Source organism: Mycobacterium sp. PSTR-4-N (assembly GCF_022348085.1).
Taxonomy (GTDB): domain Bacteria; phylum Actinomycetota; class Actinomycetes; order Mycobacteriales; family Mycobacteriaceae; genus Mycobacterium.
The window spans coordinates 58498-83254 of sequence record NZ_JAKRFN010000012.1; the positions used below are offsets into that span (position 1 = coordinate 58498).

Annotated in this window: 23 protein-coding genes; 13 read left to right on the forward strand and 10 right to left on the reverse strand. The window is 67.2% G+C overall.

Annotated elements, in window-relative coordinates:
* Positions 1-144 precede the first annotated feature (144 nt).
* From MHN84_RS17000 to MHN84_RS17040, 9 genes are all read left to right on the forward strand, one after another.
* Positions 145-1170 carry a LacI family DNA-binding transcriptional regulator gene (locus MHN84_RS17000; protein ID WP_241205783.1) on the forward strand — a complete coding sequence of 342 codons (1026 nt, stop codon included), beginning with the start codon at positions 145-147 and terminating at the stop codon, positions 1168-1170.
* 230 nt (positions 1171-1400) lie between these two features.
* Entirely contained in the window at positions 1401-2180 is a 780-nt protein-coding gene (locus MHN84_RS17005) for an ABC transporter permease (protein WP_241205681.1), read from the forward strand.
* Between the two features lie 20 nt (positions 2181-2200).
* A complete protein-coding gene (locus tag MHN84_RS17010) occupies positions 2201-3235 on the forward strand; it encodes an ABC transporter substrate-binding protein (protein WP_241205682.1) in 1035 nt (344 codons plus the stop codon).
* A gap of 11 nt (positions 3236-3246) precedes the next feature.
* Positions 3247-4056, forward strand: a complete 810-nt coding sequence (locus MHN84_RS17015; protein ID WP_241205683.1) for an ABC transporter ATP-binding protein — start codon at positions 3247-3249, stop codon at positions 4054-4056.
* Between the two features lie 188 nt (positions 4057-4244).
* Entirely contained in the window at positions 4245-4940 is a 696-nt protein-coding gene (locus MHN84_RS17020; RefSeq protein WP_241205684.1) for a zinc transporter, read from the forward strand.
* Between the two features lie 67 nt (positions 4941-5007).
* Complete coding sequence (locus MHN84_RS17025; RefSeq protein WP_241205685.1) at positions 5008-6018, forward strand: YihY/virulence factor BrkB family protein; 1011 nt, start codon at positions 5008-5010, stop codon at positions 6016-6018.
* 60 nt (positions 6019-6078) lie between these two features.
* On the forward strand, positions 6079-6816 hold the full coding sequence (locus tag MHN84_RS17030) for a DUF427 domain-containing protein (RefSeq protein ID WP_241205784.1): 738 nt from the start codon (positions 6079-6081) through the stop codon (positions 6814-6816).
* Positions 6817-6933: 117 nt separating this feature from the next.
* Positions 6934-8532, forward strand: coding sequence for an FMN-binding glutamate synthase family protein (locus tag MHN84_RS17035; protein WP_241205686.1), 1599 nt, complete (start codon positions 6934-6936; stop codon positions 8530-8532).
* Positions 8533-8554: 22 nt separating this feature from the next.
* Positions 8555-10273, forward strand: coding sequence for a thiamine pyrophosphate-dependent enzyme (locus MHN84_RS17040; protein WP_241205687.1), 1719 nt, complete (start codon positions 8555-8557; stop codon positions 10271-10273).
* Positions 10274-10310: 37 nt separating this feature from the next.
* Here the strand turns inward: MHN84_RS17040 and MHN84_RS17045 are convergent, their stop codons facing one another.
* From MHN84_RS17045 to MHN84_RS17060, 4 genes are read right to left on the reverse strand one after another with little or no spacing between them, the layout of a single operon-like run.
* Entirely contained in the window at positions 10311-10943 is a 633-nt protein-coding gene (locus MHN84_RS17045; RefSeq protein ID WP_241205688.1) for a GIY-YIG nuclease family protein, read from the reverse strand.
* Positions 10944-11002: 59 nt separating this feature from the next.
* On the reverse strand, positions 11003-11767 hold the full coding sequence (gene madM, locus MHN84_RS17050) for a malonate transporter subunit MadM (protein WP_241205689.1): 765 nt from the start codon (positions 11765-11767) through the stop codon (positions 11003-11005).
* A 1-nt stretch (position 11768) separates the two neighbouring features.
* Positions 11769-12170 carry a malonate transporter subunit MadL gene (gene madL, locus MHN84_RS17055; RefSeq protein WP_241205690.1) on the reverse strand — a complete coding sequence of 134 codons (402 nt, stop codon included), beginning with the start codon at positions 12168-12170 and terminating at the stop codon, positions 11769-11771.
* A 25-nt stretch (positions 12171-12195) separates the two neighbouring features.
* Entirely contained in the window at positions 12196-15024 is a 2829-nt protein-coding gene (locus MHN84_RS17060; protein ID WP_241205691.1) for an AMP-binding protein, read from the reverse strand.
* Between the two features lie 155 nt (positions 15025-15179).
* Here MHN84_RS17060 and MHN84_RS17065 point away from each other — a divergent pair, with 155 nt between their 5' ends.
* Entirely contained in the window at positions 15180-15842 is a 663-nt protein-coding gene (locus MHN84_RS17065; RefSeq protein WP_241205692.1) for a GntR family transcriptional regulator, read from the forward strand.
* A gap of 24 nt (positions 15843-15866) precedes the next feature.
* On the opposite strand, the gene MHN84_RS17070 is transcribed toward MHN84_RS17065, so the two are convergent.
* Together MHN84_RS17070 and MHN84_RS17075 are read right to left on the reverse strand one after the other, a co-directional pair.
* The gene (locus MHN84_RS17070) at positions 15867-17297 is read right to left on the reverse strand and encodes an alpha/beta hydrolase family protein (RefSeq protein ID WP_241205693.1); all 1431 of its coding nucleotides are present in this window, start codon (positions 17295-17297) and stop codon (positions 15867-15869) included.
* Between the two features lie 54 nt (positions 17298-17351).
* A complete protein-coding gene (locus MHN84_RS17075) occupies positions 17352-17669 on the reverse strand; it encodes a WhiB family transcriptional regulator (RefSeq protein WP_241205694.1) in 318 nt (105 codons plus the stop codon).
* Between the two features lie 121 nt (positions 17670-17790).
* Between MHN84_RS17075 and MHN84_RS17080 the strand changes: the two genes are divergently transcribed.
* Positions 17791-18213, forward strand: coding sequence for a hypothetical protein (locus MHN84_RS17080; protein WP_241205695.1), 423 nt, complete (start codon positions 17791-17793; stop codon positions 18211-18213).
* Positions 18214-18226: 13 nt separating this feature from the next.
* Positions 18227-18886 (forward strand): hypothetical protein, encoded by a 660-nt coding sequence (locus MHN84_RS17085; RefSeq protein WP_241205696.1) that lies wholly within the window; start codon positions 18227-18229, stop codon positions 18884-18886.
* Between the two features lie 52 nt (positions 18887-18938).
* Here the strand turns inward: MHN84_RS17085 and MHN84_RS17090 are convergent, their stop codons facing one another.
* Complete coding sequence (locus tag MHN84_RS17090; RefSeq protein ID WP_241205697.1) at positions 18939-20291, reverse strand: acetamidase/formamidase family protein; 1353 nt, start codon at positions 20289-20291, stop codon at positions 18939-18941.
* A gap of 137 nt (positions 20292-20428) precedes the next feature.
* On the opposite strand from MHN84_RS17090, the gene MHN84_RS17095 reads away from it, so the two are divergent.
* Positions 20429-20830 (forward strand): hypothetical protein, encoded by a 402-nt coding sequence (locus MHN84_RS17095; protein WP_241205698.1) that lies wholly within the window; start codon positions 20429-20431, stop codon positions 20828-20830.
* Here the strand turns inward: MHN84_RS17095 and MHN84_RS17100 are convergent.
* The 3 genes from MHN84_RS17100 to MHN84_RS17110 form a co-directional block, all read right to left on the reverse strand.
* Positions 20784-22196, reverse strand: coding sequence for a wax ester/triacylglycerol synthase domain-containing protein (locus tag MHN84_RS17100; protein ID WP_241205699.1), 1413 nt, complete (start codon positions 22194-22196; stop codon positions 20784-20786). The two genes, MHN84_RS17095 and MHN84_RS17100, sit on opposite strands and share 47 nt — an antisense overlap.
* A gap of 79 nt (positions 22197-22275) precedes the next feature.
* Positions 22276-22746 carry a hypothetical protein gene (locus MHN84_RS17105; RefSeq protein ID WP_241205700.1) on the reverse strand — a complete coding sequence of 157 codons (471 nt, stop codon included), beginning with the start codon at positions 22744-22746 and terminating at the stop codon, positions 22276-22278.
* Between the two features lie 79 nt (positions 22747-22825).
* Positions 22826-24709, reverse strand: a complete 1884-nt coding sequence (locus MHN84_RS17110) for an alpha/beta hydrolase (RefSeq protein WP_241205701.1) — start codon at positions 24707-24709, stop codon at positions 22826-22828.
* Between the last annotated feature and the right edge of the window lie 48 nt (positions 24710-24757).

The window sequence follows — 24757 nt, forward strand, 5'->3', positions numbered from 1 at the left end:
TGGGGCGCGGCGTCGACGACGCTGCGCGAAAGGGCGGTGGATTGCACTTCGGAATGCGCATTCCACGGTAAGCTCACAGCCGCGCGTCGGTCAACCCGTGCGCCGGAACTTGCCCGTGACGTGGCGATTGAGAAAGGCAAGCGGATGGCGGTCACCCTGCAGGACGTGGCGACCCGTGCGGGCGTGTCCCAGGCGACGGCGTCCCGGGTGCTCAACGGGTCCGCTCGCGTGCCCGGCGAGGGCGTCGCCGATCGCGTCCGGGCGGCGGCCAGGGAGCTGGGCTACGTGCCGAACGCGCAGGCCCAGGCGCTGGCGAGAGCGTCGACCGGACTGCTCGGCCTGGTGGTGCACGACATCGCCGACCCGTACTTCTCGTCGATAGCGCGCGGCGTGCAGAACGCCTCGCGCGCGGCCGGAAAGCAGGTGCTGCTCGCCAGTACCGACCGCGATTACGACATCGAACGCGACGCGGTCAGCACCTTCATTTCGCACCGCGCCGACGCGATCGTGCTGGCTGGTTCCCGCCAGAGCGGACACCTCGACCGCGACATCGAAACCGAGTTCGGCCGCTACCGGGACAACGGCGGTCGCATCGTCGTCATCGGTCAGCCGTTGGCCTTCGGCGGTGCTGTCGAACCCGAAAATGCTTTTGCCTCAGCAGAACTCGCTGATCAGCTGGTCGAGTTGGGACACACGCAGTTCGCCGTGATCGGCGGGCCGGGCAGCATTCGCACCGCGGTGGACCGCCGCAACGGTTTCGTCGACGCCCTGGGGAGGCGAGGCATCACTCCGCTGGTCGAGGTCTCGGGCGATTTCACCCGCGACGGGGGGCACTCGGCTGCCCGGCGGCTGGCCGCCGCGCTGCAGCTCGGCCCCGCGACCGGCGCCCCGCCGGTGTGCGTCTTCGCCGTCACCGACGTGATGGCCATCGGTGCGATCGCCGCATGGCGGGAGATGGGCCTGGAAGTCCCGCGCGACGTCTGTATCGCCGGCTTCGACGACATCCCCACGCTGCGTGACCATTGGCCGAGTCTTTCGACGGTGGCCCTTCCGCTGGAACGGATCGGGGCACGCGCAGTCGAACTCGCGCTGTGCACCGATCCGGGCGCCGGCGACCGTCGGGAACGAGTCCCCGGCGAGGTCGTGCTCCGCACCAGCACGCAACTCTGACCTCCACTGACGCCGGGTCGTTGCGCAGCGTCGTTGACAGTGTGCGCTGCATCACGTTAGGGTCGGAAGTGCTTCGGAAAGCGCATTCCCATCGGGTGCTCGCCCGCCCGGACCTTCGAATCAAGGATTCATCCATGGCCGTAACCGCACCCGCGGAATCGCGCCGGGCCACGCGCCCCGCCGCACAGGAAAGGCGCCCGCGGCGATCCCCGCGGACATCGTTGTCGCCGATGGCCACGCTGTCGAGCATCTGGCGCCCGTCCGCTCTGCTGCTCGCGCTTCTCGTGGCGTGGTGGGCCGTCACCGAGGCCGACCTCGTCGCTCCCTACATCCTGCCCTCACCCGCCGATACGTGGCAGACCGCCGTGGACAACGCCGCGTACCTCGCCCAGAACACCTGGGTCACCACCTGGGAGACGGTGGTCGGCTTCGCTATCGCCACTGTGGTCGGTGTCTTCGTCGCGGTCGTGATGGTCTACTCGTCGAACATCGAGAAAACCGTCTATCCGTTGATCCTGTTCGCCCAGGTGATCCCGAAGATCGCGATCGCGCCGCTGTTCATCGTGTGGCTGGGTTTCGGCACGTCGCCCAAGATCCTGGTCGCCGTCCTGATGGCGTTCTTCCCGATCGTCATCTCGGGACTGGCCGGCCTGAGGTCGGTCGATCCGGAGATTCTCGAACTGACGTCGACCATGGGTGCGAGCAAGCTCAAGACCTTCGCCAAGATCCGCCTCCCCGCATCGCTGCCCCAGTTGATGTCGGGACTGAAAGTCGCCGCCACACTCGCCGTCACCGGTGCTGTCGTCGGTGAGTTCGTCGGCTCCAACGAGGGACTCGGCTACGTCATCCTGCAGGCCAACGGAAACGTCGACACCGCAATGCTGTTCGCCGCACTCGTGATCATGTCCGTGCTGGGCATCGCACTCTTCGCCATCATCGAGATCGCCGAGAAGCTGCTCATCCCGTGGCACTCGTCGCGCCGCGTCAATTCATCCACCACCCAAGCCTGACCCGGAACCCAGGAGAGACCATGTCGTTGCACCGACGGGCCGTCGGCATCGCCGCCGCGGCCACCGCCACCCTGCTGACGCTGACCGCCTGCGGCGGCAGTGGCTCCGAGACCTCAACCGCCGCCGACGGATCGACTTCACCGGCGACACTGATGCTCAACTGGTACCCCTACGGTGAGCACGCGCCGTTCTACTACGGCGTCGAGAAGGGCATCTTCGCCGAACATGGAATCAACCTCACGATCGACGCCGGGCAGGGTTCGACCAAGACCGTGCAGGCCGTCGGTTCCCAGCAGGTCGATTTCGGCTGGGCGGACACCCCTGCGGTACTCAGCAACATCGACAAGGGCGTCAAGGCCAAGAGCATGGGCGTCTTCCTGCAGACGACGCCGTCGGCGGTGCAGGTGTTCGCGGACTCGGGGATCGAGACCCCCCAGGATCTCGTCGGCAAGACCATCGCGGTATCCGCCGGTGACGCGCCGACGACGACCTTCCCGATCTACCTCGAGAAGGTCGGTGTGCCCGAGGACCAGGTCAAGCAGCAGAGTCTCGACGCCGCGGGCAAGATGTCCGCCCTCATGTCCGGCCGAGTCGACGGATTGATCGGCTTCGCCCACGACCAGGGCCCGACGATCGCGAACAAGAGCGGTCGCGAGATGCGCTACCTCCGGTACAGCGATGCGGGCCTGAACTTCTACAGCAACGGCCTCATCGCCAACACCGAAACCCTCTCCGACAGGACAGAACTCGCGCAGCAGATGGTCGAAGCCACCAGCGAGGCCTTCGCGGCGGCGATCGCCGACCCCGAGGGCGCCGTGGACGCCATGGCAGGCAAAGACCCGCAGATGCCGCCGCGCGAGGTGCTGCTCGAGCAGTGGCGTCAGACCATTCCGTTGTTGAGCACCCCGGCGACCGCGGACCAGGCGCCAGGCGTCAACACCGAAGCAGACTGGAAGTCCACCATCGCCACGCTGAACCAGGCGGGTCTGCTGGAGACGGCCAAGGATCCCAGCGAGTACTGGGACGCCTCCATCAGCCCGCGCGGCAACGAGTGAGGGGACCGGAGATGACCGCCGCCACCATCGATCCGTCGACCGGCGTGACCCCCGCCGGCATCACCGTGGAAGGACTCACGGTGACGTTCTCCTCCAAGCGGGGGACCACCACCGCGCTGCAGGACATCGATCTGCGTGTCGCCGACGGCGAGTTCGTCACCATCGCAGGCCCCTCGGGGTGCGGGAAGTCGACGCTGCTCAAGGTGATCGCCGGACTGACCGGATCCACCAGCGGCGCGGTACGTCTGCGCGGCAGATCCGTGCGTGGGCCCCAGCGCGAGATCGGCTACGTCTTCCAGCGCGCCGCACTGCTCGAATGGCGCAGTGTGCGCAAGAACATCCTTCTTCAGGCCGAGATGCGCGGCATGTCCCGGCAGGACGCTGCGCGCCGGTGCGATCACCTGTTGGACATGACGGGACTCTCGGGCTTCGCCAACGCGATGCCCTACGAGCTCTCGGGCGGTATGCAGCAACGGGTTTCGTTGTGCCGGGCGCTGCTGCACGAACCCGACGTGCTGCTGATGGACGAGCCGTTCGGTGCGCTCGACGCGCTGACTCGGGAAAAGATGAACGTCGAACTGCATCGCATCTGGCGGGAAACACAGACGACAGTCGTCCTGGTGACCCACTCTGTCGCCGAGGCCGTCTACCTGGCCAACCGCGTCGTGGTGATGAGCCCTCGTCCCGGCCGGATCGTCGAGACGCTCGACGTCGACCTGCCAGTGGATCGGGACTACGCCGAGACGATGGAGCGTCCGGAGTTCATTCGCGTCGCCAATCGCGTCCGGGATCTGCTGGGCAGCACGACCGCCGCGGACTGAGGCCCCGACCAATTCGTCGCACCCCGATCGATGTGCCGCGTCCGACGGCGCGCCGCAACACACCGCGTGCTCAGCTGATCACCCGCATCGCCCACGATGACTGCGGTTACGCAACGATTGCGGTGATGTCCAGGTAACATTCATCGCCGCGGATGGCCCGCCGACATCGACGAACCGGGGGGGGACCGTTGCTGACCGTCGTCGTCATTCTGGTGGTCTCCGCAGCACTCATGCTGGGTGCGGCATGGGGCATCTACGGATCCCTACCCGAGAAGGCCGAGGGCTTCATCGTCGCGCTGGCGGGCGGCGCCCTCATCATCTCGGTCGTCCTGGAGCTCGTCCGTCCCGCGACCGAGCAGGCCCCGATATGGGCGGTCTCGCTGGTGGTTCTGCTCGGCGCGATCGTCTTCGCGGTACTCGATCGGTGGGTCAACACGAGGTGGGATTCCGACAGCGGCGGTGGGCTGCTGGCCGCCATCACGCTGGACGGTGTGCCGGAGAACATGGCGCTCGGAGTGGCTCTCATCGGGGCGGGGCCGCTCCAGGTCGCCGCCCTGTCGGGCTCCATCTTCCTGTCTAATCTGCCCGAGGCCGCCGGCGGGGCGAAGCAGATGTCGAGTGGCGGGGCGTCCAACGGCAAGGTGTTCGCGTTGTGGAGCGCCACGGCCGGACTTCTCTCGGTCGCCGCACTGGGCGGCAACCTGCTGCTGGCGGGGGTGCCGGCGGCGGCGCTGGCGCTGATCAGGTGCTTCGCCGGTGGTGCCGTGGTGGCATCGCTGGCCACGGAGGTGTTCCCGAAGGCGTTCAAGCAGGATTCGTACACCACGGGTGTGGCCGCCGCCGGGGGTCTCATCTTGGCGCTTGTGCTGGATCAATTGGGCTGAGGCGTCCGGTTCGGCGGGACCGGCGCCGACTTCCTCGCTCGCCGCGCGGTCTCCTAGGCTCGAGGTGATGGATCCCGAGCGCGAGGTACGAGACCTGCGTGCACGGCTGTCCCGCCAGGCGCGCGCTGTCCGCGACGTCGTGCTGAGCCGGGGGACCGCACGTTTCGACCGCCTCCCGGGTCCGCTGCAACAGGCGAGCCGACTGATCTGGCGGACCGGGCGCGCCGCAGTACACGATCGATTGCCCGGCCTGGCAGCCGAGGCGGCATTGTTCACCCTGATCTCGCTGCCCGCCCTGCTGCTGGCCGTCATCGGCTCCCTGGGCTTCGTCGCAGCAGCTCTGGGCCCCCAGGGCACCGCCGAACTCAGCGAGCTCGTGCTCGGTATCCCCGAGTCGTTCCTGTCCGATCCGACGTACGCCGCCTACGAGAACGCGGTGCAGACCGTGCTCGCCGAGACTCGCGGCGGCGTGGTCTCGCTGAGCTTGGCGCTCAGCCTGTGGACCGGATCGCGAGCAGTCAACCGCTACCTGGAGACGATCACGATCGTCTACGGCGTCGAGCCGAGGCCCGGGTGGCGACGGCGCTTGCTGGCCCTGGGTCTGACGATCGCGGCGCTCGCCGGCGCGGTGGCGGTTCTACCACCCATGGTCATCGGACCGCGGTTGGTGCGCTGGCTGGCACCCGACGCGATCGCCGACACCACGCTGCGTGCTCTGGACCTGATGTTCTGGCCCAGCGTGATACTGGTCGTCCTCGTCGGGCTGGCCACGCTCTATCACATCGGGGTCCCATGGAAGACGCCGTGGCGCCGAGATCTGCCCGGTGCCGTGCTCGCGGTCGCCCTCTGGGTGCTGGCGTCAGCGGGACTGCGGGCCTACCTGACCTTCAGCGTCGCCGATGACGCCATCTTCAGCCAGCTGGCCGTTCCCCTGGCTGTCGTTCTGTGGCTCTGGGTGACCGGCATCGTCATCTTGCTCGGCGCCGAGTTCAACGCCGAAATCGAGCGGATGTGGCCGCACGAGGATCATCCTTGGCGGATCACCAGCCTGCGTGACCGGCTGATCCGGCATCGCTGAACCGCGAGGAGCTCTCACGTGACCGATCGCTCACACGTTGCCCTGCCCGACTACCCGCAGATGGCGGCCGCGCGCGGACGCGTCGAGCCGGTACCGCGCCGAGTCCGCGGATTCTTGGACGGCCAGCAGCTTTTCGACACTGTTGCCGCCAGGTACGTCTGGGAGGTGCCGTACTACCCGCAGTACTACATCCCGCTCAGCGATGTCCGCTCCGACTTCCTGCGTGACGACGATCATCCTCAGAAAGTGCAGTTCGGCACCTCCCGCATGTTCACCGTTGTCGGTCCGTCGACGACACATCCGGCAGCGGCGCGAGTGTTCGACGCCGGCGACGGGATGGTCGCCGGTCTGGTGCGCTTCGAGTGGACGGCCGTGACGTGGTTCGAAGAGGACGAGCCGATCTACGGCCACCCACGTAATCCGTACGTGCGGGTGGATGCCCTCCGCTCGCACCGCCACATCACCGTCGACGTCGACGGCGTCCGGCTGGCCGACACGCGTAGCGCGGTTCTCGTCTTCGAAACAGGCCTGCCGACACGGTATTACATCGACCGGACCGACGTGTCGTTCGATCACCTCGAGCCCTCGGACACCGAGACGCTCTGCCCCTACAAGGGTGTCACGTCCGGGTATTGGTCGGCGCGCATCGGAGAGACGACGCACACCGATCTCGCCTGGACCTATCAGTCCCCGCTACCTGCGGTCGCGCCGATCGCCAACATGGTCGCGTTCTACAACGAGAAGGTCGACATCACTGTCGACGGGCGTGCCCTCGACCGTCCGCACACGCATTTCTGAATGCTGGGTGCTTGCTGTGAGTCGACGAACCATACGGCTGAAAAACGCCACGCCGGGGTATGAAGCCGAGACGAAAGCACGACGGGTCACCGGGCCCGGAAAGCGAGGCGGTCGGCGATGATCCGAGTCGGGGTGGTGGCGGGACTGGCAGTCCTGGCCGTCGTGCTGGCCGCGGGTGGGTTCGTCTGGCACTGGGGGTGGTTCATCGCGGCGGCGTTGGTGGCGATGTTGGCTGCGGTCGGCTGCTACGACCTGGTGCAGCGGCGGCACGCGGTCTTGAGGAACTATCCGATCCTCGGTCACATGCGCTATCTGCTCGAGGCTCTACGGCCCGAACTGCAGCAGTACTTCATCGAGCGCAATTTCGATGGGCGGCCCTTCGACCGAGACGTGCGATCGCTGATCTACGAGCGCGCGAAAGGCACTGCGGCCGAACTGTCGTTCGGCACCGAACGGGACATCGACGAACCCGGTTACGAGTACCTCGTGCACTCGACCGCGCCGATCGAGCAGCCGTCCGATCCGCCCCGGGTGCGCATCGGCGGGCCGGACTGTCGCCGTCCCTACGACATGGCGCTGATGAACATTTCGTCGATGAGTTTCGGGGCGTTGTCGGGCAACGCGTTGAAGGCTCTCAACAACGGCGCCAAGCGAGGCGGTTTCGCCCACGACACCGGCGAGGGTGGGTTGACGCCGTATCACCTCGGCGGTGCAGATGTGGTGTGGGAGATAGGCTCTGGCTACTTCGGCACGCGTACCGAGGACGGAGCCTTCGATCCCGACCAGTTCGAGGACAAGGCAGCCAACGACGCCGTCAAGTGCATCTCCATCAAACTCAGTCAGGGCGCCAAACCGGGTGTCGGCGGTGTGCTGCCCGCGTCCAAGGTCAGCGATGAGATCGCCCGCTACCGCGGTGTTCCCGCCGGCCAGAAGTGTGTCAGCCCGGCTGCGCATTCGGAGTTCCACACGCCGCGTCAGCTGATCGGGTTCGTCGCCCGTCTGCGTGAGCTCGCCGACGGCAAGCCCGTCGGGTTCAAACTGTGCGTCGGCTCCCGGGTGGATGTCCTCGCGATCTGCAAGGCGATGCTCAGTGAGGGGATCACCCCGGACTTCATCATCGTCGACGGTGCCGAGGGCGGTACCGCCGCGGCGCCGCTGGAGTACGAGGATCATGTCGGTCTTCCGTTGACCGACGGATTGATGACCGTGCACAACGCCTTGGTCGGCACCGGGCTGCGCAACCGCATCCGAATCGGGGCCAGCGGCAAGGTGGCTACCGGTACGGACATCGTGAAACGGCTCATCCAGGGCGCCGACTACACCAATGCAGCGCGGTCGATGATGATGGCGACCGGCTGCATCCAATCTCAACGCTGCCACACCAACCATTGCCCGGTGGGCGTCGCCACCCAGGATCCGCGGCGGGCGCGCGCTCTGGACGTCGTCGACAAGAGTGAACGTGTCCACCGTTACCAACAGGCGACGGTCGCCGAGGCGATGCGATTGATGGCGTCCATGGGTGTGTCCGACCCCGCCGACCTGTCGCCGCACCTGCTGCGTAAGCGCTTGTCGGCCACCGAGCAGCGCTCGTACGCAGAGATTTTCGAGTGGTTACCGGCGAAAGCGCTACTCGACGACGCGGTGCCGACGTGGCGCTCGGACTGGGCGGCCGCCGATGCCGACTCGTTCACCCCTGCTCGTCTCCAACACAGATGACCCCGACACAGAAAGGAGCGACATGGCCACCGTCGCTTCGACGCTCGTCTCCGCACTCACCGATCTCGGCGTCCGTCAGGTGTGGGGGGTGGTCGGGGACGCGCTGAACCCCATCACCGACGCCATCCGCCGCCAGGACACGGTGGAATGGATCGGTGTGCGCCACGAGGAAGCGGCGGCCTTCGCCGCGGGGGCGCAGGCCCAGCTCACCGGTTCACTCGGGGTGTGCATGGGCACCGTCGGTCCGGGCTCGCTGCACCTGCTCAACGGTCTGTACGACGCGAAGAAGTCGCACGCCCCGGTGCTGGCGATCTGCGGTCAGGTCCCCACGTCGGACATGTGGAGCAACTTCTTTCAGGAGGTCGACAACGACGCGGTCTTCGCCGACGTGGCCGTGTACCACGCCACCGTCACCGCGCCCACCCAGCTGCCGTATCTGCTCGAGCAGGCAGTCAACTCGGCGCTGGCCCGGCGCGGCGTCGCGGTCCTGACGATTCCCGGTGACATCGGCGATCAAGAGGTTGCCGACCATCAGCGGTCATTCGCGTCGCAGCGCTCGCGGCAGGTGGCCGCGCCCGCCGATGTCGAGGCGGCCGCGGCACTGCTCAACGACGCCGACACCGTGACGATGCTCGTCGGCTGCGGCGCCCGGGAGGCGCGCGAGCAGGTGCTCTCGGTGGCGAAAACACTGGCGGCGCCGATGGTTCTGACGTTGAAGGGCAAGGAGGGACTCGAAGGCGACAACCCCTACCAGGTCGGTCAGTCGGGGCTGATCGGAAACCCGGCGGCGCACCTGGCCTTGCACCAGGCCGATGCCCTGCTGCTGGTGGGTACCGACTTCCCTTACCGGGACTGGCTGCCGCAGGACAAGAAGGTGGTCCAGCTCGACAGCAGACCCGAACACATCGGCCGTCGCCTGCCGGTCGCGGCTCCGCTGGTCGGCGATGCCAAAGACACGCTGGAGCAACTACTTCCGTTGCTTCAGCGGCGGGCCGACACCAAGTTCCTCGACCGCCATCGTAAAGAATTCCAGGTGTGGCACGCCGCGCAGCGCCGGCTGGCTGAACCCGATCACGACCGCAAACTGCTGGGCCGACTACGCAAACACCTGGACAACCCCGACGAGTTGATCCGGCCGGAGGCGGTGGCGGCTGCGATCGACGACGCCGCCTCCGACGACGCCGTCTTCACCTCGGACACCGGCATGTCGACGGTGTGGTTGTCGCGCTTCGTCGAGATGCGCGGCGAGCGGCGGCTGCTCGGCTCCTACAACCTCGGCTCGATGGCCAATGCGATGCCGCAGGCGCTGGGGGCTGCAGCGCTCGACCGCGACCGTCAAGTCATCGCGTTCTGTGGCGATGGCGGGCTGATGATGCTGCTGGGCGATCTTCGTACGGCCGTGACCTACCGGTTGCCCGCGACGTTCGTCGTGTTCAACAACGGACGTCTGGGAATGGTCAAGCTCGAGCAGGAGCAGAGCGGACTGCCCGAACACGGCACCGAACTCGACAATCCCGACATCGCCGCGGTCGCCACCGCCATGGGGTTGCGCGCCCGTTGCGTCACCCGCCCCGACGACATCGCGGACGCCGTCGGCGAGGCGCTGGCTCACGACGGTCCATTCCTGTTGGACTTCCGGACCAACCCGGCCGAGATCTCGATACCGCCCAAGCCGACCGTCGAGCAGGGCTGGGGCTTCGCGATCGCGAAAATGAAGGAAACCCTCAACAGCCGCGAATGATCGCGGGATCGATGCCGTGCAGGTGCGGCAGTGCCGCTCAGGACCACTCGGCGAGCACTCGCATCTTGCCGGCCTTGATCGCCGCGTCGCGCCGAAGGCGCTTCAACTCCGGCGCGAAGGTGTTGCGCTGGTTGCCCTGCAGGTTCAACGGGAGCATCAGCGCGGTGAGAAGCTTGGCTTCCACATGCCACGGCTCCGGGTGCAGCACCCAGGACACCGCCGCGTTCTCCGCCATCCACCGGGTCAGAACCGCTTCACCACCGGCGAAGGTCTGCCGCTTCCCCGACCCGACCCTGCGCAACGCGAAGCCCAGCTCGCCACCGAGGAGGACGCCCAGCGACTTGCGCAGCGTCGAGCCGTCCGCCCCGGCGTTGCCCGCGCCGAAGTGGTAGCGGATGCGTTTGCGCAGATCCTGCGGGGTCTGCGGCTTACCGTCCGCCCGCGGCGGGCCGGGACTCACTCCGACGTACAGCAGGGTCCAGCCGTCGCGCTGCTCGCAGTCGGAGACGTCGATGCCGCCCGGGATCTCCCGGAACCACCACCCGTGCGCACCCGGCCGGGACGGCACCGGATCTGCCTCGGAGAACACCTCGTCACGGGTATACCGCTGCGCAGCAAGGAAATTGGATACCAAGTCCGCGGTACGCCGCTCGGACATCCTGCCAGCCATGGCGCTCAGTCTAGCCGCGCTGATTCACGGCGAACGCGGCTGCGGCGCGCGGGCAGGGCTCACGCTCCGACGAGGGCCCTCAACGCCACATAGAACACCGACGGACCCAGCAGGCAACCCAGCCCGGTGTAGAAGGTCGCGGTCATGGCGCCGTAGGGCACGAGGCGCTTGTCCGTGGCGGCGAGGCCGCCGGCCACACCGGACGTGGTTCCCATCAGACCGCCGTAGGCCATAGCGGACTTCGGATTGTTCAGCCCGATCAGTCGTGCGATCATCGGGGTACCGACCATCACGACAACGGACTTCACCAGTCCGGCCGCCACCGACAGCGCGATCACCTCGGAGCTGGCGCCCACGGCGGTCCCGGTCACCGGACCGACGATGTAGGTGGCGGCACCGGCGCCGATGGTGGCCAACGATTCGGCATCGCGGTACCCGAATGCCGCAGCGACGCAGGCGCCGACGATGAACGACACCACCACGCCCAACACGATGGACAGGGCGCCGGCTGCGCCCGACCGCTTGATCTCTTTCAGATCGACTCCGTAGGCGGTGGACACGATGGCCAGGTCGCGCAGCATCGCTCCGCCCATGAGGCCCAGGCCGGAGAAGACCGCGAAATCGGCCAATCCGTGGTCACCGCCGGTCGTCACGCCGCCCCAGTAGGCCAACGCCAATCCGAGGATGATCGCGATGGCCGATCCGTGCAGTCTGCCGCGGGTCAACGTCGTCGACAGCCAGCCCGACAGCAACACCAGGGCGCCGATGAGCACGAACGCCACCAGCAGATCGTTCTTCTGCAGTACCGAACTGATCAGCTCCATCTCAGGCCTCCTGCTTCTCTTCTTCGGTCAACGGCGGCAGCGGTTCGGCTGGTTCGCCGACACGGGAGAGCACCGGGACAAGCGCGGCGCCGGCGGTCAAAGCCCCCAACCCGGCAAGGATCGCCATGGGACCGCCGGTGACCGCCTTGGCGACATTCTGGATGGAGGCCATCGCTATCACGATGGGGATGTACATCGCACTCCAGAACAGCACGCCTTGCTCACTTGCCTTTGGAAACTTGCCTTTTCGGCGCAACCAGTCGGTGGCGAAGATCAGCATGATCATGGCGAAGCCGACACCGCCGACATTAGCGTCCACACCTAGGACCACGCCCAGCAATTCGCCGACGATCGTGCCGGCGAGCATGCAGAGAGCCAGCGCGGCCACTCCATAGAGAACCATCATCTACTCCTGTGTTGAAGGGTCGTCACGCGTCGACGTCGGCGAACAGATCGGCGTAACGCGTTCGGAGCTCGGCCTTTTGGACCTTCCCCATGACGTTGCGGGGCAGTGCGTCGACCACCCGCACCGCGCGGGGCTGCTTGAACCGCGCGAGATCAGCAGCGACGTGGTCGAGCAACTCGCGCTCCTGTGGCTGCTGATCCGGCGCCGGCACGACGACCGCCACCACTGTTTCGCCGAACTCCGGGTGCGGTACGCCGATCACCGCGGACTCGAGCACCTTCGGGTGGCCGTCGAGCAGCTCCTCGATCTCCTTGGGATAGATGTTGTATCCCCCGGAGATCACCAGGTCCTTGTCGCGTCCGACGATGCAGAGGTAGCCGTCCTCGTCGATACGGCCCAGGTCGCCGGTGATGAAGAACCCGTCCGATCGGAACTCGGCCGCCGTCTTGTCCGGCATCTGCCAGTAACCGGCGAAGACGTTGGGACCGCGCACCTCGACGATGCCGACGTCACCGTCGGGCAGCACCTCCGCTGTGTCGCGGTCGACGACACGCATCTCGGTGCCCGGGAGCGGTTTTCCGACGGTGCCTGGTTTGCGCGGGCCGCCGTCGTAGGGGTTCGTGGTGTTCATGCCCGTCTCGGTCATGCCGTAGCGCTCGAGGATCGCGTGGCCGGTCCGTGCGGCGAACGCCTCGTGGTCGCTGGCCAGCAGCGGCGCAGAACCCGAGACGAACAAGCGCATCTGCGAGCACTGCTCGGCGGTCAACCGCGGGCTCTTGAGCAACCGGGTGTAGAAGGTGGGCACGCCCATCAGCACGGTGGCGCGCGGCAGCAGGTCGACGATGGCGTCGGTGTCGAACTTCGACAGGTAGTACATCGACGCGCCGGCCGCCAGCGTCATGTTGACGGCGACGAACAGGCCGTGGATGTGGAAGATCGGCAGGGCGTGGATGAGTCGATCGTCGGCGGTGTACCGCCACGCCTGCACGAGCGCTTGGCAATTCGATGCGAGGTTGCCGTGGGTGAGCATCGCACCCTTGGAACGTCCGGTGGTGCCGGAGGTGTAGAGGATGGCCGCGAGATCTGTCGCATCGGCGTCGAAGATCTCCTCGTGCCGCTGGTCGTCGCGCAGCAGGGTGCCGTCACCGGACTCGCCGAGGGTTTCGACGACGAGACCGTCGGCGAGGTCGCCGAGTTCGGCGGCGAGATCGGCGTAGTCCGCCTGCCGCTCGGGCGCGCAGACCAGCACACGGGGCTGCGCGTCACCCAGGAAGTACCGCATCTCGGCGGCGGTGTAGGCGGTGTTGAGCGGCAGGAACACGCCACCGATCTGCAGGGTCGCCAGATACAGCGCTACGGCCTCCGGTGACTTGGCCACCTGCATGGCGACACGGTCGCCCGGCGTGACACCGTCGGCCACGAGTCGGGCGGCGATGCGGTGCACGGTGTCGGCGGTGTCGCGGTAACTCACGGTGCGCCCGTCGGGCACTTCGAACAGAGCCTTGTCAGGCTGTCGCGCAACATGATCGGTGAACATGCGGTAGATGGTGGGGGGATGCGCCATCGGTGGTGTTCCTCTCTCGTGGGTTCGGGATCGGGCGTCGGCCAGGGCATGCAGTGGCCCGGTGACAGCGACGCTGCGCCGGCGCACGAACTCCTCGTGGCGACGCTCGAGTTGGCTGGGTTCGTAGAGGTAGTTGACCATCGCCCCGTAGGACTGCTGCCATGCGGCGGCACTGGGGTTGGCCGGCCAGTTCAGCCGCCACGCGGCAGCCCCGTTACCGAGGTGGAAACGGGCGACCGCGTCGACCGGGCGTCCGTCGTCACGCCGCTCCACGGTCAGATAGGTGAGAAGCGCCGACAGGAGTCGGTCGCGACACCGTGCCACCCGGGCAGGGGTGAGATCAGCCGGGTCCAGCATATCCAATTCGTCGGCGAGCGACCGCAATTCGGGATTGGAGCCGATCCTCGCGTCGAGCCAGGTGCGGAAACCGGGAATCGGTGAGATCGTGGCGAACTGCCGCAGATGGGGGAGTTCGGCGCTGACCTGTTCGATGACCTGCTTGATCAGGAAACTGCCGAACGACACGCCGGCGAGCCCGTCGAGTGCGTTGTTGATCGAATACAGCACTGCGGTGTCCGCGCTGGATGGATCGAGCGGCGAATCTGCCTCCAGGAGCGGGGTGATCCGGTCTGGGATGCCCTGTACCAGAGCGACTTCGACGAAGATCAGCGGCACGTCGCCGGTAGCGGGGTGGAAGAACGCGTAGACGCGGCGATCGTCGGGTTGCAGGCGTCGACGGAGCTCGGCATCTCCTGTCATCGGATGGACGCTCTCGTAGCGCAGGAGGTGCTCGCGCAGCCGCGGCGGCGAGTTCCATGTCACCTCCGACATGTGGAGGAATCCCCGATTGAACCAGGACGTCAGGAGGTGGTGGAAGTCGTGGTCGAGGGGCCGCAGACCGGGGTGCGTGCGCATCAGACGACGGAGATCGGCGCGCATCTCCACCAGTGCCAGAGTGGCGCCAGGAGCGTGGTTCATCCTGCGGAGCAGCTGCTGGCGCGCCGGTTCGACGGCGGTGAACAACCCGATCAGTTCCTCGCCTGCGTGTGAACCGGACTCGCGGACGTCATCCCACTGCTGGAACGCGGCGCGGACGCGGTCGGCGTCGACGTCGTAGGCGGTGGTGATGTGACTGAAGAAGTGGAGCTTGGCGTCGTCGTCGAGGTCGGCGTACGCGCCGAGCGCGTCGTGGGCGATCGCCCGCAGGGAGGCCTCCCCGACGTCGCTCATCAGGGTTGCGCACGCGGCGAGCAGCTCGGTCAGTGACCGGCTGTCAACGCGTTCCATGTCTGCTCCTTCTCTGATCCCCGTCGCTCGCTGCCTGCGATGTGACGGAGCCGATATTCATCCGTCGACGTGATATATATAACGTCGACCGTATCGTATAAAAGTGAGCTGCACCACCCCCGTCGTTCGTTAATCTGAGCCCCAGGAGGTGCGGCATGGTGCGAGTCCCGGAATCGCAGCGGGTGCGCGACGCGCTGGAGAACGCTGTCGTCGACGGCCACTACCGGCCCGGTCAGCGGTTGGACCCGGCACAGCTGGAGAAGGAGTTCGGCTGTTCCCGCACGCCGATCCGCGAGGCTCTGCAGGCGCTGGAGCGCTCCGGCCTGGTGCAGATCAAGCCCAAGCAGGGCACGTTCGTCACCGAGCTGAGTATTTCGGAAGTCGCCGAGCGCTTCGAGGTCATGGCCGAGCTCGAAGGCATGGCCGCCCGACTTTCGGCCGGCCGCATCGAGCGCGAGGCGTTGGCGGAACTGGAGTCCGCTCTGCAGGAGTGCGAACTCCACGCGACCGAAGGCGATGCCGACGCGTACTACTACGCCAATGCCCGGTTTCACGGCGTCGTCTACGACTCGTGTGGCAACGACTACCTGCGTCAGCAGGCCCACGCGCTCAAGCGCGTGCTTCAGCCGTATCGGCGCCTACAACTTCGCGTGCCCGACCGCATGCGACGCTCGATGGCCGAGCATCGGGTGATCGCCGACGCCATCTCGCAGGGTGACGCGGGGGCCGCCGAGAACGCGGCGCGCGACCACGTCCTGGTCCAGGTCAAGGAGTTCGGCCACTTGGTGCGCACCTGGCGGCAGCTGTCCGCGAGCTGACGGCAGCAGCCGCGCCACGAGTTCTCACGAGGCCGTGGTGCCGGGTGTCTGCACGCGCTGCGCCAGCCAGGGCAGTGCGTCGGAGAAGGCATGTTCGGCGAACTGCCACGTGTGGAAGCTGATGATCTTGTGGATCGAGCACGAGATTCCCACCGCCTGACCGGCCGCGCACAGATCTTCGGCAGCGCCCAACTCGTCGGTGTCGCGCTCCCCGTCATGGCCGCCGAACCCTGACGGGGAGCTCGACTGCGGGCGGTGCAGGCCGGCGTTCTTCATCACTTGATCGGCGTTGGCCGGGGTGACCGTGTCCTCGAACCAGCCCGCGACATCGGTGTACGGGCCGTGCTCGGTCATCACCGTGCGCGGATTAAAGGCGTCCCACTGCGCGGCGTCACCGCCGTAGAGCCGGTCGATCGTCTGCTGCCTGGTGCCCGCGGTCGGACCGTGGTCGCCCGCGATGTCCTCGAACGTCGCGAACAGATCGGGGTGCATCACCGTCAGGTCCACCGCACACGTGCCGCCCATCGACCAGCCGACGACCGCCCAGTTGATCGCTGCGTCGGACGCACCGTAGTTCGCGACGAGATAGGGCCGAACATCTTCGGTCAGGTGATCGGCGGCGTTGCCGCGCGGCCCGTTGACGCATTCGGTGTCGTTGTTGAAGCTGCCGCCGACGTCGACGAACACGAAAATCGGGGTCTGGCCGTGGTGCTGGCTCGAGTACTGGTCGATGATCGGCATGATGTTGCCGCTACGCATCCAGTCCGCCGGGGTGTTGAACTCGCCGGCGATCATCATCACCACCGGCAGTCGCGGTGGCACGGCGCCGGCGAACCAGGCCGGCGGCAGGTAGATGTACTCGCTGCGATGTGCGAAACCGCTTGCGGTGTCGGGAATGTCGACCTTCACCACCTTGCCGGTATCCGGGGTGGTGTCACGCAGCGAGGGTAGCGCCGAGACGTCGACCTCGTGGGGGAGCGGGCCCGCGGTGACGGCACCCCAGGCTGATTGCAGCGACGGGTAGTAGCCGACCCACTGGTTCAGCGAGATCGCCGCGGCCACCAAGGTCAGCGGTACGGCGAGCACCGACAGCCCACGCCGCCACCAACTGGCGTCGCGCCAGCCCAGTACCGCGATCGCGACTGCCGCGCCGAACACCGCCGTCCACACCCACAGCGTGACGGGTGCCGGGTCCGAGGCCAGCCCCTCGGAGTTCATATAGGTGCGCGCTGCCAGCGCGACGAGAATGCCGACGGCCGCCGATGTCGGCACCCAGACCACTCGCCACCGTCGGGTCCGCCAGCCGATGACCGCGATCAGCACGACGACGGCGACGATCTCGACGGTCAGTGGGAACCAGCCGCCGAGCAGCGAGATGCCGCGGCGGAATTCGTGGAAGTCAGGTGCCGGGAGCTGTGGCAACGGTGGAGGCGGCGTCGGCGTCGGCGGCGGCATGTCTCCATCGTGTCGGCGCCGGCTGTGTACTTGCCGAAAAGAGCTGGGATCTGGTCAGACAGCCGACCGGTGCCGAAGCAGACGTCCGCGCTCGATCGCCGTCATCGCGCCCCAGACTCCGTACTGTTCGGGGGTCCGCAGGGCGTGATCACGGCACTGCTGCAGAACGGGACACTCCCGGCAGATCGCCTTCGCGACCCTCTCCTTGTGCCGCACCACGGCCCGATGGGGGTCGTCGGGGAAGAAGACCTCGATGGGGTGGTCGCGGCAGCTGCCCCGCCACTGCCAGCTCCACGAGTCTTGCGTCGGAGGCGGAAGACGCAGGCCGTGTGGGTGCGCGGAGGAGCTCGGGTAGCCACCTCGTCCAGTCATGGGCGGACCTCACTCACACAAGTGCCGTTGCGCATCGTGCGTCACGGCGGTCACTCTGGACGTCGGCCCGGGCGTTCGCGGCGTTACAGGGGTTTCCGCACAGCTGACTACTGTCGGCACCATGCAGATCACCGGGGCGTTCCTGGCCGAGCACGCGGAGATCGTCGACGGCAAACTCAACGTGACGGGCGGTGTCCTCGACCTGGTCAAGGCTCCGGCGGTGGGGTTGACGACCGAACGCGGCGAGCAACTGGCGTTGCCGCTGAGCTTGGTGACGTTGATGCAAGCCGGGCCCGACGACGAGGGCAGGCCATTCCGAATGACGTTGGAGGTCGTCTCCGCCACCGGTGAGGTCATCGTCCTCGGCGATCAGGAGATCCCCGGGGGGCATCGCGAGGGCGAGAACCATTTCTGGATCAGTGACTTCGGGCTGACGGCCCACGCGACGGGGCGGGTGGCGCTGATCGCCAGCATCGAGGGAGGTGGCAGCGTGAGCGTGCCGGTGTTCGTCGAACGGGTGGATCGACATCCGGCCGCCGGCTAGCGCCGCGCGCTCCGTGCGGGTGCTGCTCACGATTCTTCACGTCGTACTCGCGGCCATCGGAATCGTGGTGGTCGGTGGTGCTCTCTCGCGACACGCACGCACCGGCGGTCCTCCGGTGCTGCCGGATCTGACCTTCCTCACCGAGTCGATGCTCGTCGATCAGCGCTCGGTGCCCGCCATGCCGGGCACCCGGTGGGCGACCATCGTCGCATCCCCGCAGGGCGGGCCCGCTCCCGTTCGGCCCGCCGAATGCGGTGTGTTCCTGTCGCAGGGCGAGGTGACGCAGAAAGCTCTCGGATTGCGGTCGATGAACGGCGCCGCCATCGGTGTGGAGCTGGCGCTCACCCCGCGGCCGGTGCAGATCGACGGGCTCGCCGACCGGTGCGCGTCGTTCTCGCTGGCCACACCGGCCCTGCAGTCCGAGACCCGGCTGGCTGCACCGCCTTTCGACGACGTGCCGGCCGGCTCGGTCGGCGTGCTGATGCACACTCGAACGACCACCGACACGCAGTCGCTGGCCTGGGACATCGCGATGATCGTCGGCGTGCACCGCGGGGTTCTGGTGACGGCCGAGTACACGCCGGGACCGCGCGGGGGCCGGTTCGACCCGGCGCTCGCGGCGGCATTGCCCGACCTCTACCGGGCTCAGCTGACCCGCCTCGACAAAGTCTGAATGCCCGCTTTGACATCACTGCCAGCCATGTCCTTATCCTGACCTCCCCGCCTCACGCGAAATGCGACTTGTACACCTGCCCGTGCACGCCGACGGTGCGATCCACCACCTGCGACACCGAGAAGTCCGCAGCCGCAGACAGATACGCGTACGCCGTCGCGCGATCCATCCCCTTGTCGGTCTCCAGGAAGTCCAAAGCGTTCACCACCGCGCGGCGCATCGCCACGTCGAGGTCACTGCCTTGACCGCCGATCGATGCGTCAGGGTCCGAGAGTCCGATGGGCACCCAGGCGTCCGCGGTCTCGGCGAACGGGTAGCGGTACGACACCGACGGCGCATCACCCGATCCGGGCTTGCACACCGTCAACCGGTACGTTCCCCGCAGCGAACCCTCCATCGCCGTCAGCGCCACCTCACCGTCACCCATGCCCATGTGCGGATCACCCACGTAGAACAGCGCGCCCTCGGCGAAGACCGGCAGGTAGAACGTCGAGCCGGTGCCCAGCAGACGGATGTCGATGTTCCCGCCGCCGACGGTGGGCGGGATGGAATTCGCCGTCGCCGCGGTCAACTCGGTGTCCTGTGAGAACGCGACGCCCATCATTCCCATGAACGGCCGCAGCGGAAACCGGACCCGGGAGTCGCCATAGGTCATCACTCCGTGACCGTCCTCGACAGTGGTGAAGGTCGACACGCTCCCGTAGCGGACGGGGTCGTCTGTGGACCGTCCGTCGGTGCTGATCGGCGGCATCACCTCCGCCAGCGTGATTCCCGCCGGCGGGCCACCGTCGGGCGTGCGGGCCAGCGCACCCTTGCCGTGCCTACTCGAGACCACGCCGTAGGGGACCCTCGGAATCGCCTCCAGCACGTCGATCTTCAGCACATCACCCGGCTGTGCTCCCTCGACGAAGACGGGCCCGGTGACCACGTGCGGACCGTCCTTGTCGAAGTCGCGTGGTGTCCTGCGGTACTCGGAGGCGATCGCGATCGCGTCGTCGAGCACATCGGATCTCGCGACCCCGTGGGCGCCGAAGTACTCCACGGGGTTTCGGCCCTGATCTTCGAGGATGCCTTCATGGCTGACCGCGTCGATGCTGACCGTCTGGCCGGACGTCATCTGCAGCACGGGTTTCGCGTGGACGGTCGGCACATAACCCCACAGCACCTCGTCCGGTCGGGACTGTAGATAGTGGTCGCCGGCGGGATCGCCCTGGCCCGGCTGCAAGAGCGTGAAGCTCCCTGCGGTCGCCGTGAGCGGCGATGGTCCGGAGCTGCCCGAGGAACACGCCGCTGCGACGCCGACGACACCCGTTCCGGCGCCGACGGCCGCGACCGCGCGCAGGAAATCCCGTCGCCCCAATCCCGTGCACAGAGCTTCTGCTGCGTGTCGAGCCATGTCAGTCATCGGTCACCTTTCGTCGGGAGCGTGAAAGGGATTCCCGCGCAGTGTTTCCGCTGTGATAACTCTGAAAAACTGCTGTGTTAGGGAACGATCGTGGGTGTGTCGGTACTGTCGGGGTACCGCCGAGGAGAGGGACAGCCATGCCGAAAGGCGATGTACGGAACTCAGCGACAGCTTTCCTGACCACTGCCCGCGGCTTCGCGCTGGCAACGGTCGCGGTGCTGATCGTCTCGTTCGTGACGGCGGGTGAGCTGGTGCAGCTGCACGAACTCGAAGACATCCACGGCGGTGCCGCGATCGCGCTGCACGTCGTCACCGCCGGGCTGACAGCCGCGCTGGCGGGGCTCGCCTATCACCGGCGTAGCGGGTGGTGGACGGTGATCCTCGCCGGTCTCGCGTTCGTCTACTCGTTCATCCAGGCCGCCTTGGGGGAAGGCGACACCCTCAAATTTCACATACCGGGCGCGTTGTTCCTCGTCGCCGCGATCGTGTGGCTCACCGCCTGGCTCTTTTCGCCGTCAGCGACCGACCCCGGTCGCTGATCGATGCGCCCGTCTCGCTGAGTTCGAGCACTTCGTCGAAGCCGTCCCGGAGGCACTCCATGAACAGGGGCAGGTCGGGGACCGCGCCGGCGTCGACGTCGACACCCAGCGCGCACGTGTCGACGTAGGTCAGCAGGGTCACGTTCACTGCCGCGCCGATCGTCGGTCCAAAGGCGTACTGCTTCAACACGTGTGCCCCGGCCAGGGTGACTGGTACCGGGATGCCGGGCACGTCGCTGCACAGGAAGTCCACGTGCCGCAGGATCGACCCGATGTACCACCGCGGCACCCTGTTGAGCACTCCGGCGATCAGCTGCGTGTGGGGGAGCGACTTCTCGTGCCGGACCCGGGTGGTGACCTCGCGGATCCGGTGGATGCGCATGGCGGGATCGCGTTCGTCGACCGGGATGTCGAACCGCATCACGGTGATGCGGTTGCCGCCGGGCGCATCGTCGTCGGTGCGCAGATTGATCGGCATGGTCAGATGTAGCGAGGTGACACCGACGTCGTGTCGCTCGTGGTAGAGGCGCAACCCGCCGGCCACCCCGGCGACGAAGGCGTCGTTGAGCGCGCCCCCGCCACGGTGGGCGGCCTCCCGCAGCCGGGGCATGGGGATGTCGAGCACGTCGAGGCGCCGCAGCAGGGTTCGCTTGCTCATCAGAGCCGATCCCGCGCGGTTCACCGGTCGGACGGTCCGGTACACCGACGTGGCCATCTCCGCGGCGGAGCGCGTGGCGCGCAGCGGTGATCGGACGCTGTCGACGAGCAGTCGCGGCAACGCCGTCGCGGCGTCGGTCGCGACTTCGCCGATGAGGCCGGCGCCGTATCGCGCAGCCTCGGCATAGCCGTCGAACACGGTGTGCGACGAGCTGACTCGCTGCGCGTCGTGGTGCGCCGCGAGCTCTGTCAGGCCGAACAGGGTCATCGCGATCTGCACGCCGCCCACCCCGTCGGAGAGGGCATGGTGGAAGACGCACAGCACTGCGGCCCCACCATCGGGCAATCCCTCGATCAGCGTGATCTTCCACAACGGTCGAGCGCGATCGAAGTCCTCCATCTGCGCCAGGCGGGCAAGTTCGAGGACGTCTGCGAACGATCCGTCCGACGGCAACGCCATTCGGCGCATGTGGAAGTCGAGATCGAAGTTCGTGCAGTCGTGCCATCGCGGCGGTGCGTACAGCGGTGTCTCCACCACGCGTTGCCGCAGCATCGGCAGCGTCAGGCTGAGGGCCTCGACGCGACGTCGCACCTCATCCCAATCGGGCAGGCGATCGAGCAGCATCACGGTGACCACAGTGGAACGCAATCGTGGATCGCTTTCCATGGACCACGTGAAAGCGTCGCTGCTGCGCATGAATTCGTTCATCGTCATCTCCTGCGCACCAGTGTGACGACGAGCGGCGCGTACTCAGAAGGGGCTTTGGTCCCGTCCTGGGGCCACCGCCTCAGCGACCCTGTACCTCGCCGGTGATGTCGTTCAGCGCGCTGTCGTGGCGGTGGTCGTTCATGTTCCGGCACTCGCCGAAGATCTGCAGCGCACCGCGCTCGGGGTAGTTGCCCACTGCAGCGATCGCCATGACGCCGCCCTTGTGCGCGACTTCACCGAAGGGGTTGAGTCCCGGCGGCGGACCGGCCGCCCAGCCCGGCAACTTCGCCGCGACTGCGGCAACCTGCTTGGCCATCGCCGCGCTCTCCGTGCCCGATGGCACCTCATATGCCACGTCGACACGACCGTGATACGGCGGTTCGCCTTGATCGTTGCACCATTCCCACTCGAAGGTGGCATAGGTGACGCGCAGATTCGCCGCCCGGGCGATCTCCTTGGCCGCGTCGACGACCTGCGCGCGGGCCTGATCGTCGGGCAGGCCCTGCGCCGACGGGCCGGCGGATGCGGTGTCCTTGGGCGGGGGAGACATCGATGAGCAACCTCCTGTGAGGGCGGCGAGGACAGCGAGGGCAGTGAATGACGCTGCCGCGCAGACGCGTAACCGCATGTCAGTATTTGTGGTCATTGGTGACGGTCTCTCGGTCCCATTCGGGGTCGTAGGTGATCGGGGTCTGCACGTCGACGCCGGGGATCGGCACCTTTCCGATGATGGGGACGTCGACCTCGCGGGGCGTACTCACGGTCACCGGGTGGCGGTGCTCGGCAATGAGGTTGTCCGTGGCGAGGCGGTCGGCGTTCCCGGACGCGATGTCGGTGATGCTGCGCAACGATTCGCTGCCGACCGTGTAGTAGTTCGAATGGTCGGCCGGGTCGATGCCGTCCGCCCCGGCGACCTCGGCGCGGAACCTGACCGACCCGAAGTCCTGGCCGGCGGGGTCGGTGCCCAGTCCGGCCGAGACACCCATCATGTTGCCCAGTTTCTCGTTCAGCGCGTTGGGCAGACCCGGCCCGGCTTCGCCGAGCATGCCCACCGGATCGGTGGAGGCGTCGCCGACGTAGACCTGTCCGCCGTTGAGGTGGAAGTCGGCGGCGCTGCGGGCGGCATCAGTGCCCGGGCAGCCGAGCAGCACGGCGTCGTTGGCCTGCATACCGCTGCGGGCGAAGGCATCGGCCACCGTGGTCGATCCGTAGGAGTGTCCGATGACCGTGGTGTGCTGGGGCACCGACGGGTCGTGGGTGACCCCCAGGCTGTTGACATCCCACGCCAGCGCGTCGCCGCCGGTGCGGGCCAGCCCGGGGGTGGCGATGTTCGGATCGGTGAAGCTCTCGGGAGTGTCGTAACCCATCCACGACATCACCGCGGTGGGGTTGTTCGGATCTGCCCGCAGCGCCTGATCGTAGAGATTGCGGGCGTCGTTGTGACCGTCGGAGAGCCACCCGTCGCGCACACTGGACCCGGTGCCGGGCACGATGACCGAGGTGTTGGCCGATTTGTCCGGATTGCCGATGGACACGGCCGCCCGCCCCTTGCCGTCGAAAGCCGTTGGCTCGTAGGCCCACAACATCGTCGGCCGAAGGTTGCGGTCCATCCGTTCCTGCGGGCTGATGTCGCTGTAGCGGCGAGCGTTGCGCTCGTCACCGTCGATACCCATTTGATGCAGCAGTCCGTCCTGCGTTCGCTTGGCGTTGTCGTAGCGCACGACGTCGTTGCGCGAGAGCCCGAACCGGCTCGGATCGGACTTCACGTCGCCGACCGACACCCCGTGCTGGTGCGCGGTGCGCTCGACCCGGTCCAGATCGTCGTCCATCACCGCGACGTTGACCTGATCGCGCACCTCTGCCGGCAACCCGTTCAGGTTGCCCAGGATCGGGGGATGCTGGGCAATCAGTTCCTGGCGCTGCTGCTCGCTGAGGCTGTCCCACCACTGCTTGACGTCCGCGGGTGCGGTGTCCATCGACGGGATCTGCACGTCGTGTCCGCCGACGTTGATGGTCGGGTTGTCGAGGTTGGGGCCGTCGGCCTGATCGATCGCGGCCGCGGTGTTCTCGTCGAGATCGGTGAACAGCTGCAGGATCTTCTTCAGCATCGTGGTGCAGTTCGCGGCGATGCTGTCCAGGAACCGTCCGATCAGCCACTGGTGTGGGGTCACCGTACCGTCGTCGGCCACCGCGAAACCCATCTTCTCCAGCGAGGACACCAGGTTCAGCAGCGCGTCACGCAGCGCGCCCATCTGCAGGCCCGCGTTCTGCAGCGCAGACTGCAGCTGCTGCAGGCGCATCGCGGTCCGCTCCTGGATCGCGATGTCCTTGAGGCCACGCGCGATGGCGGCGTCGGCGGCCGCGCCTTTCCAGTGGTCCTGCAGATGGGACAGAGTCTCCCGCTCGCCTGTGATGAGGGTCTGGACCTCGGTGTATTCGCGACCCAGCTCGGCGGCGGCATCGACGAGCTTGCCCGGCTGTGTCCCCCTGACCACCGAGATCGATACCGGCATGACCCTCCGCTCCTCGCTGAGTCGATGGTGTCACATCATGGGTGGCTG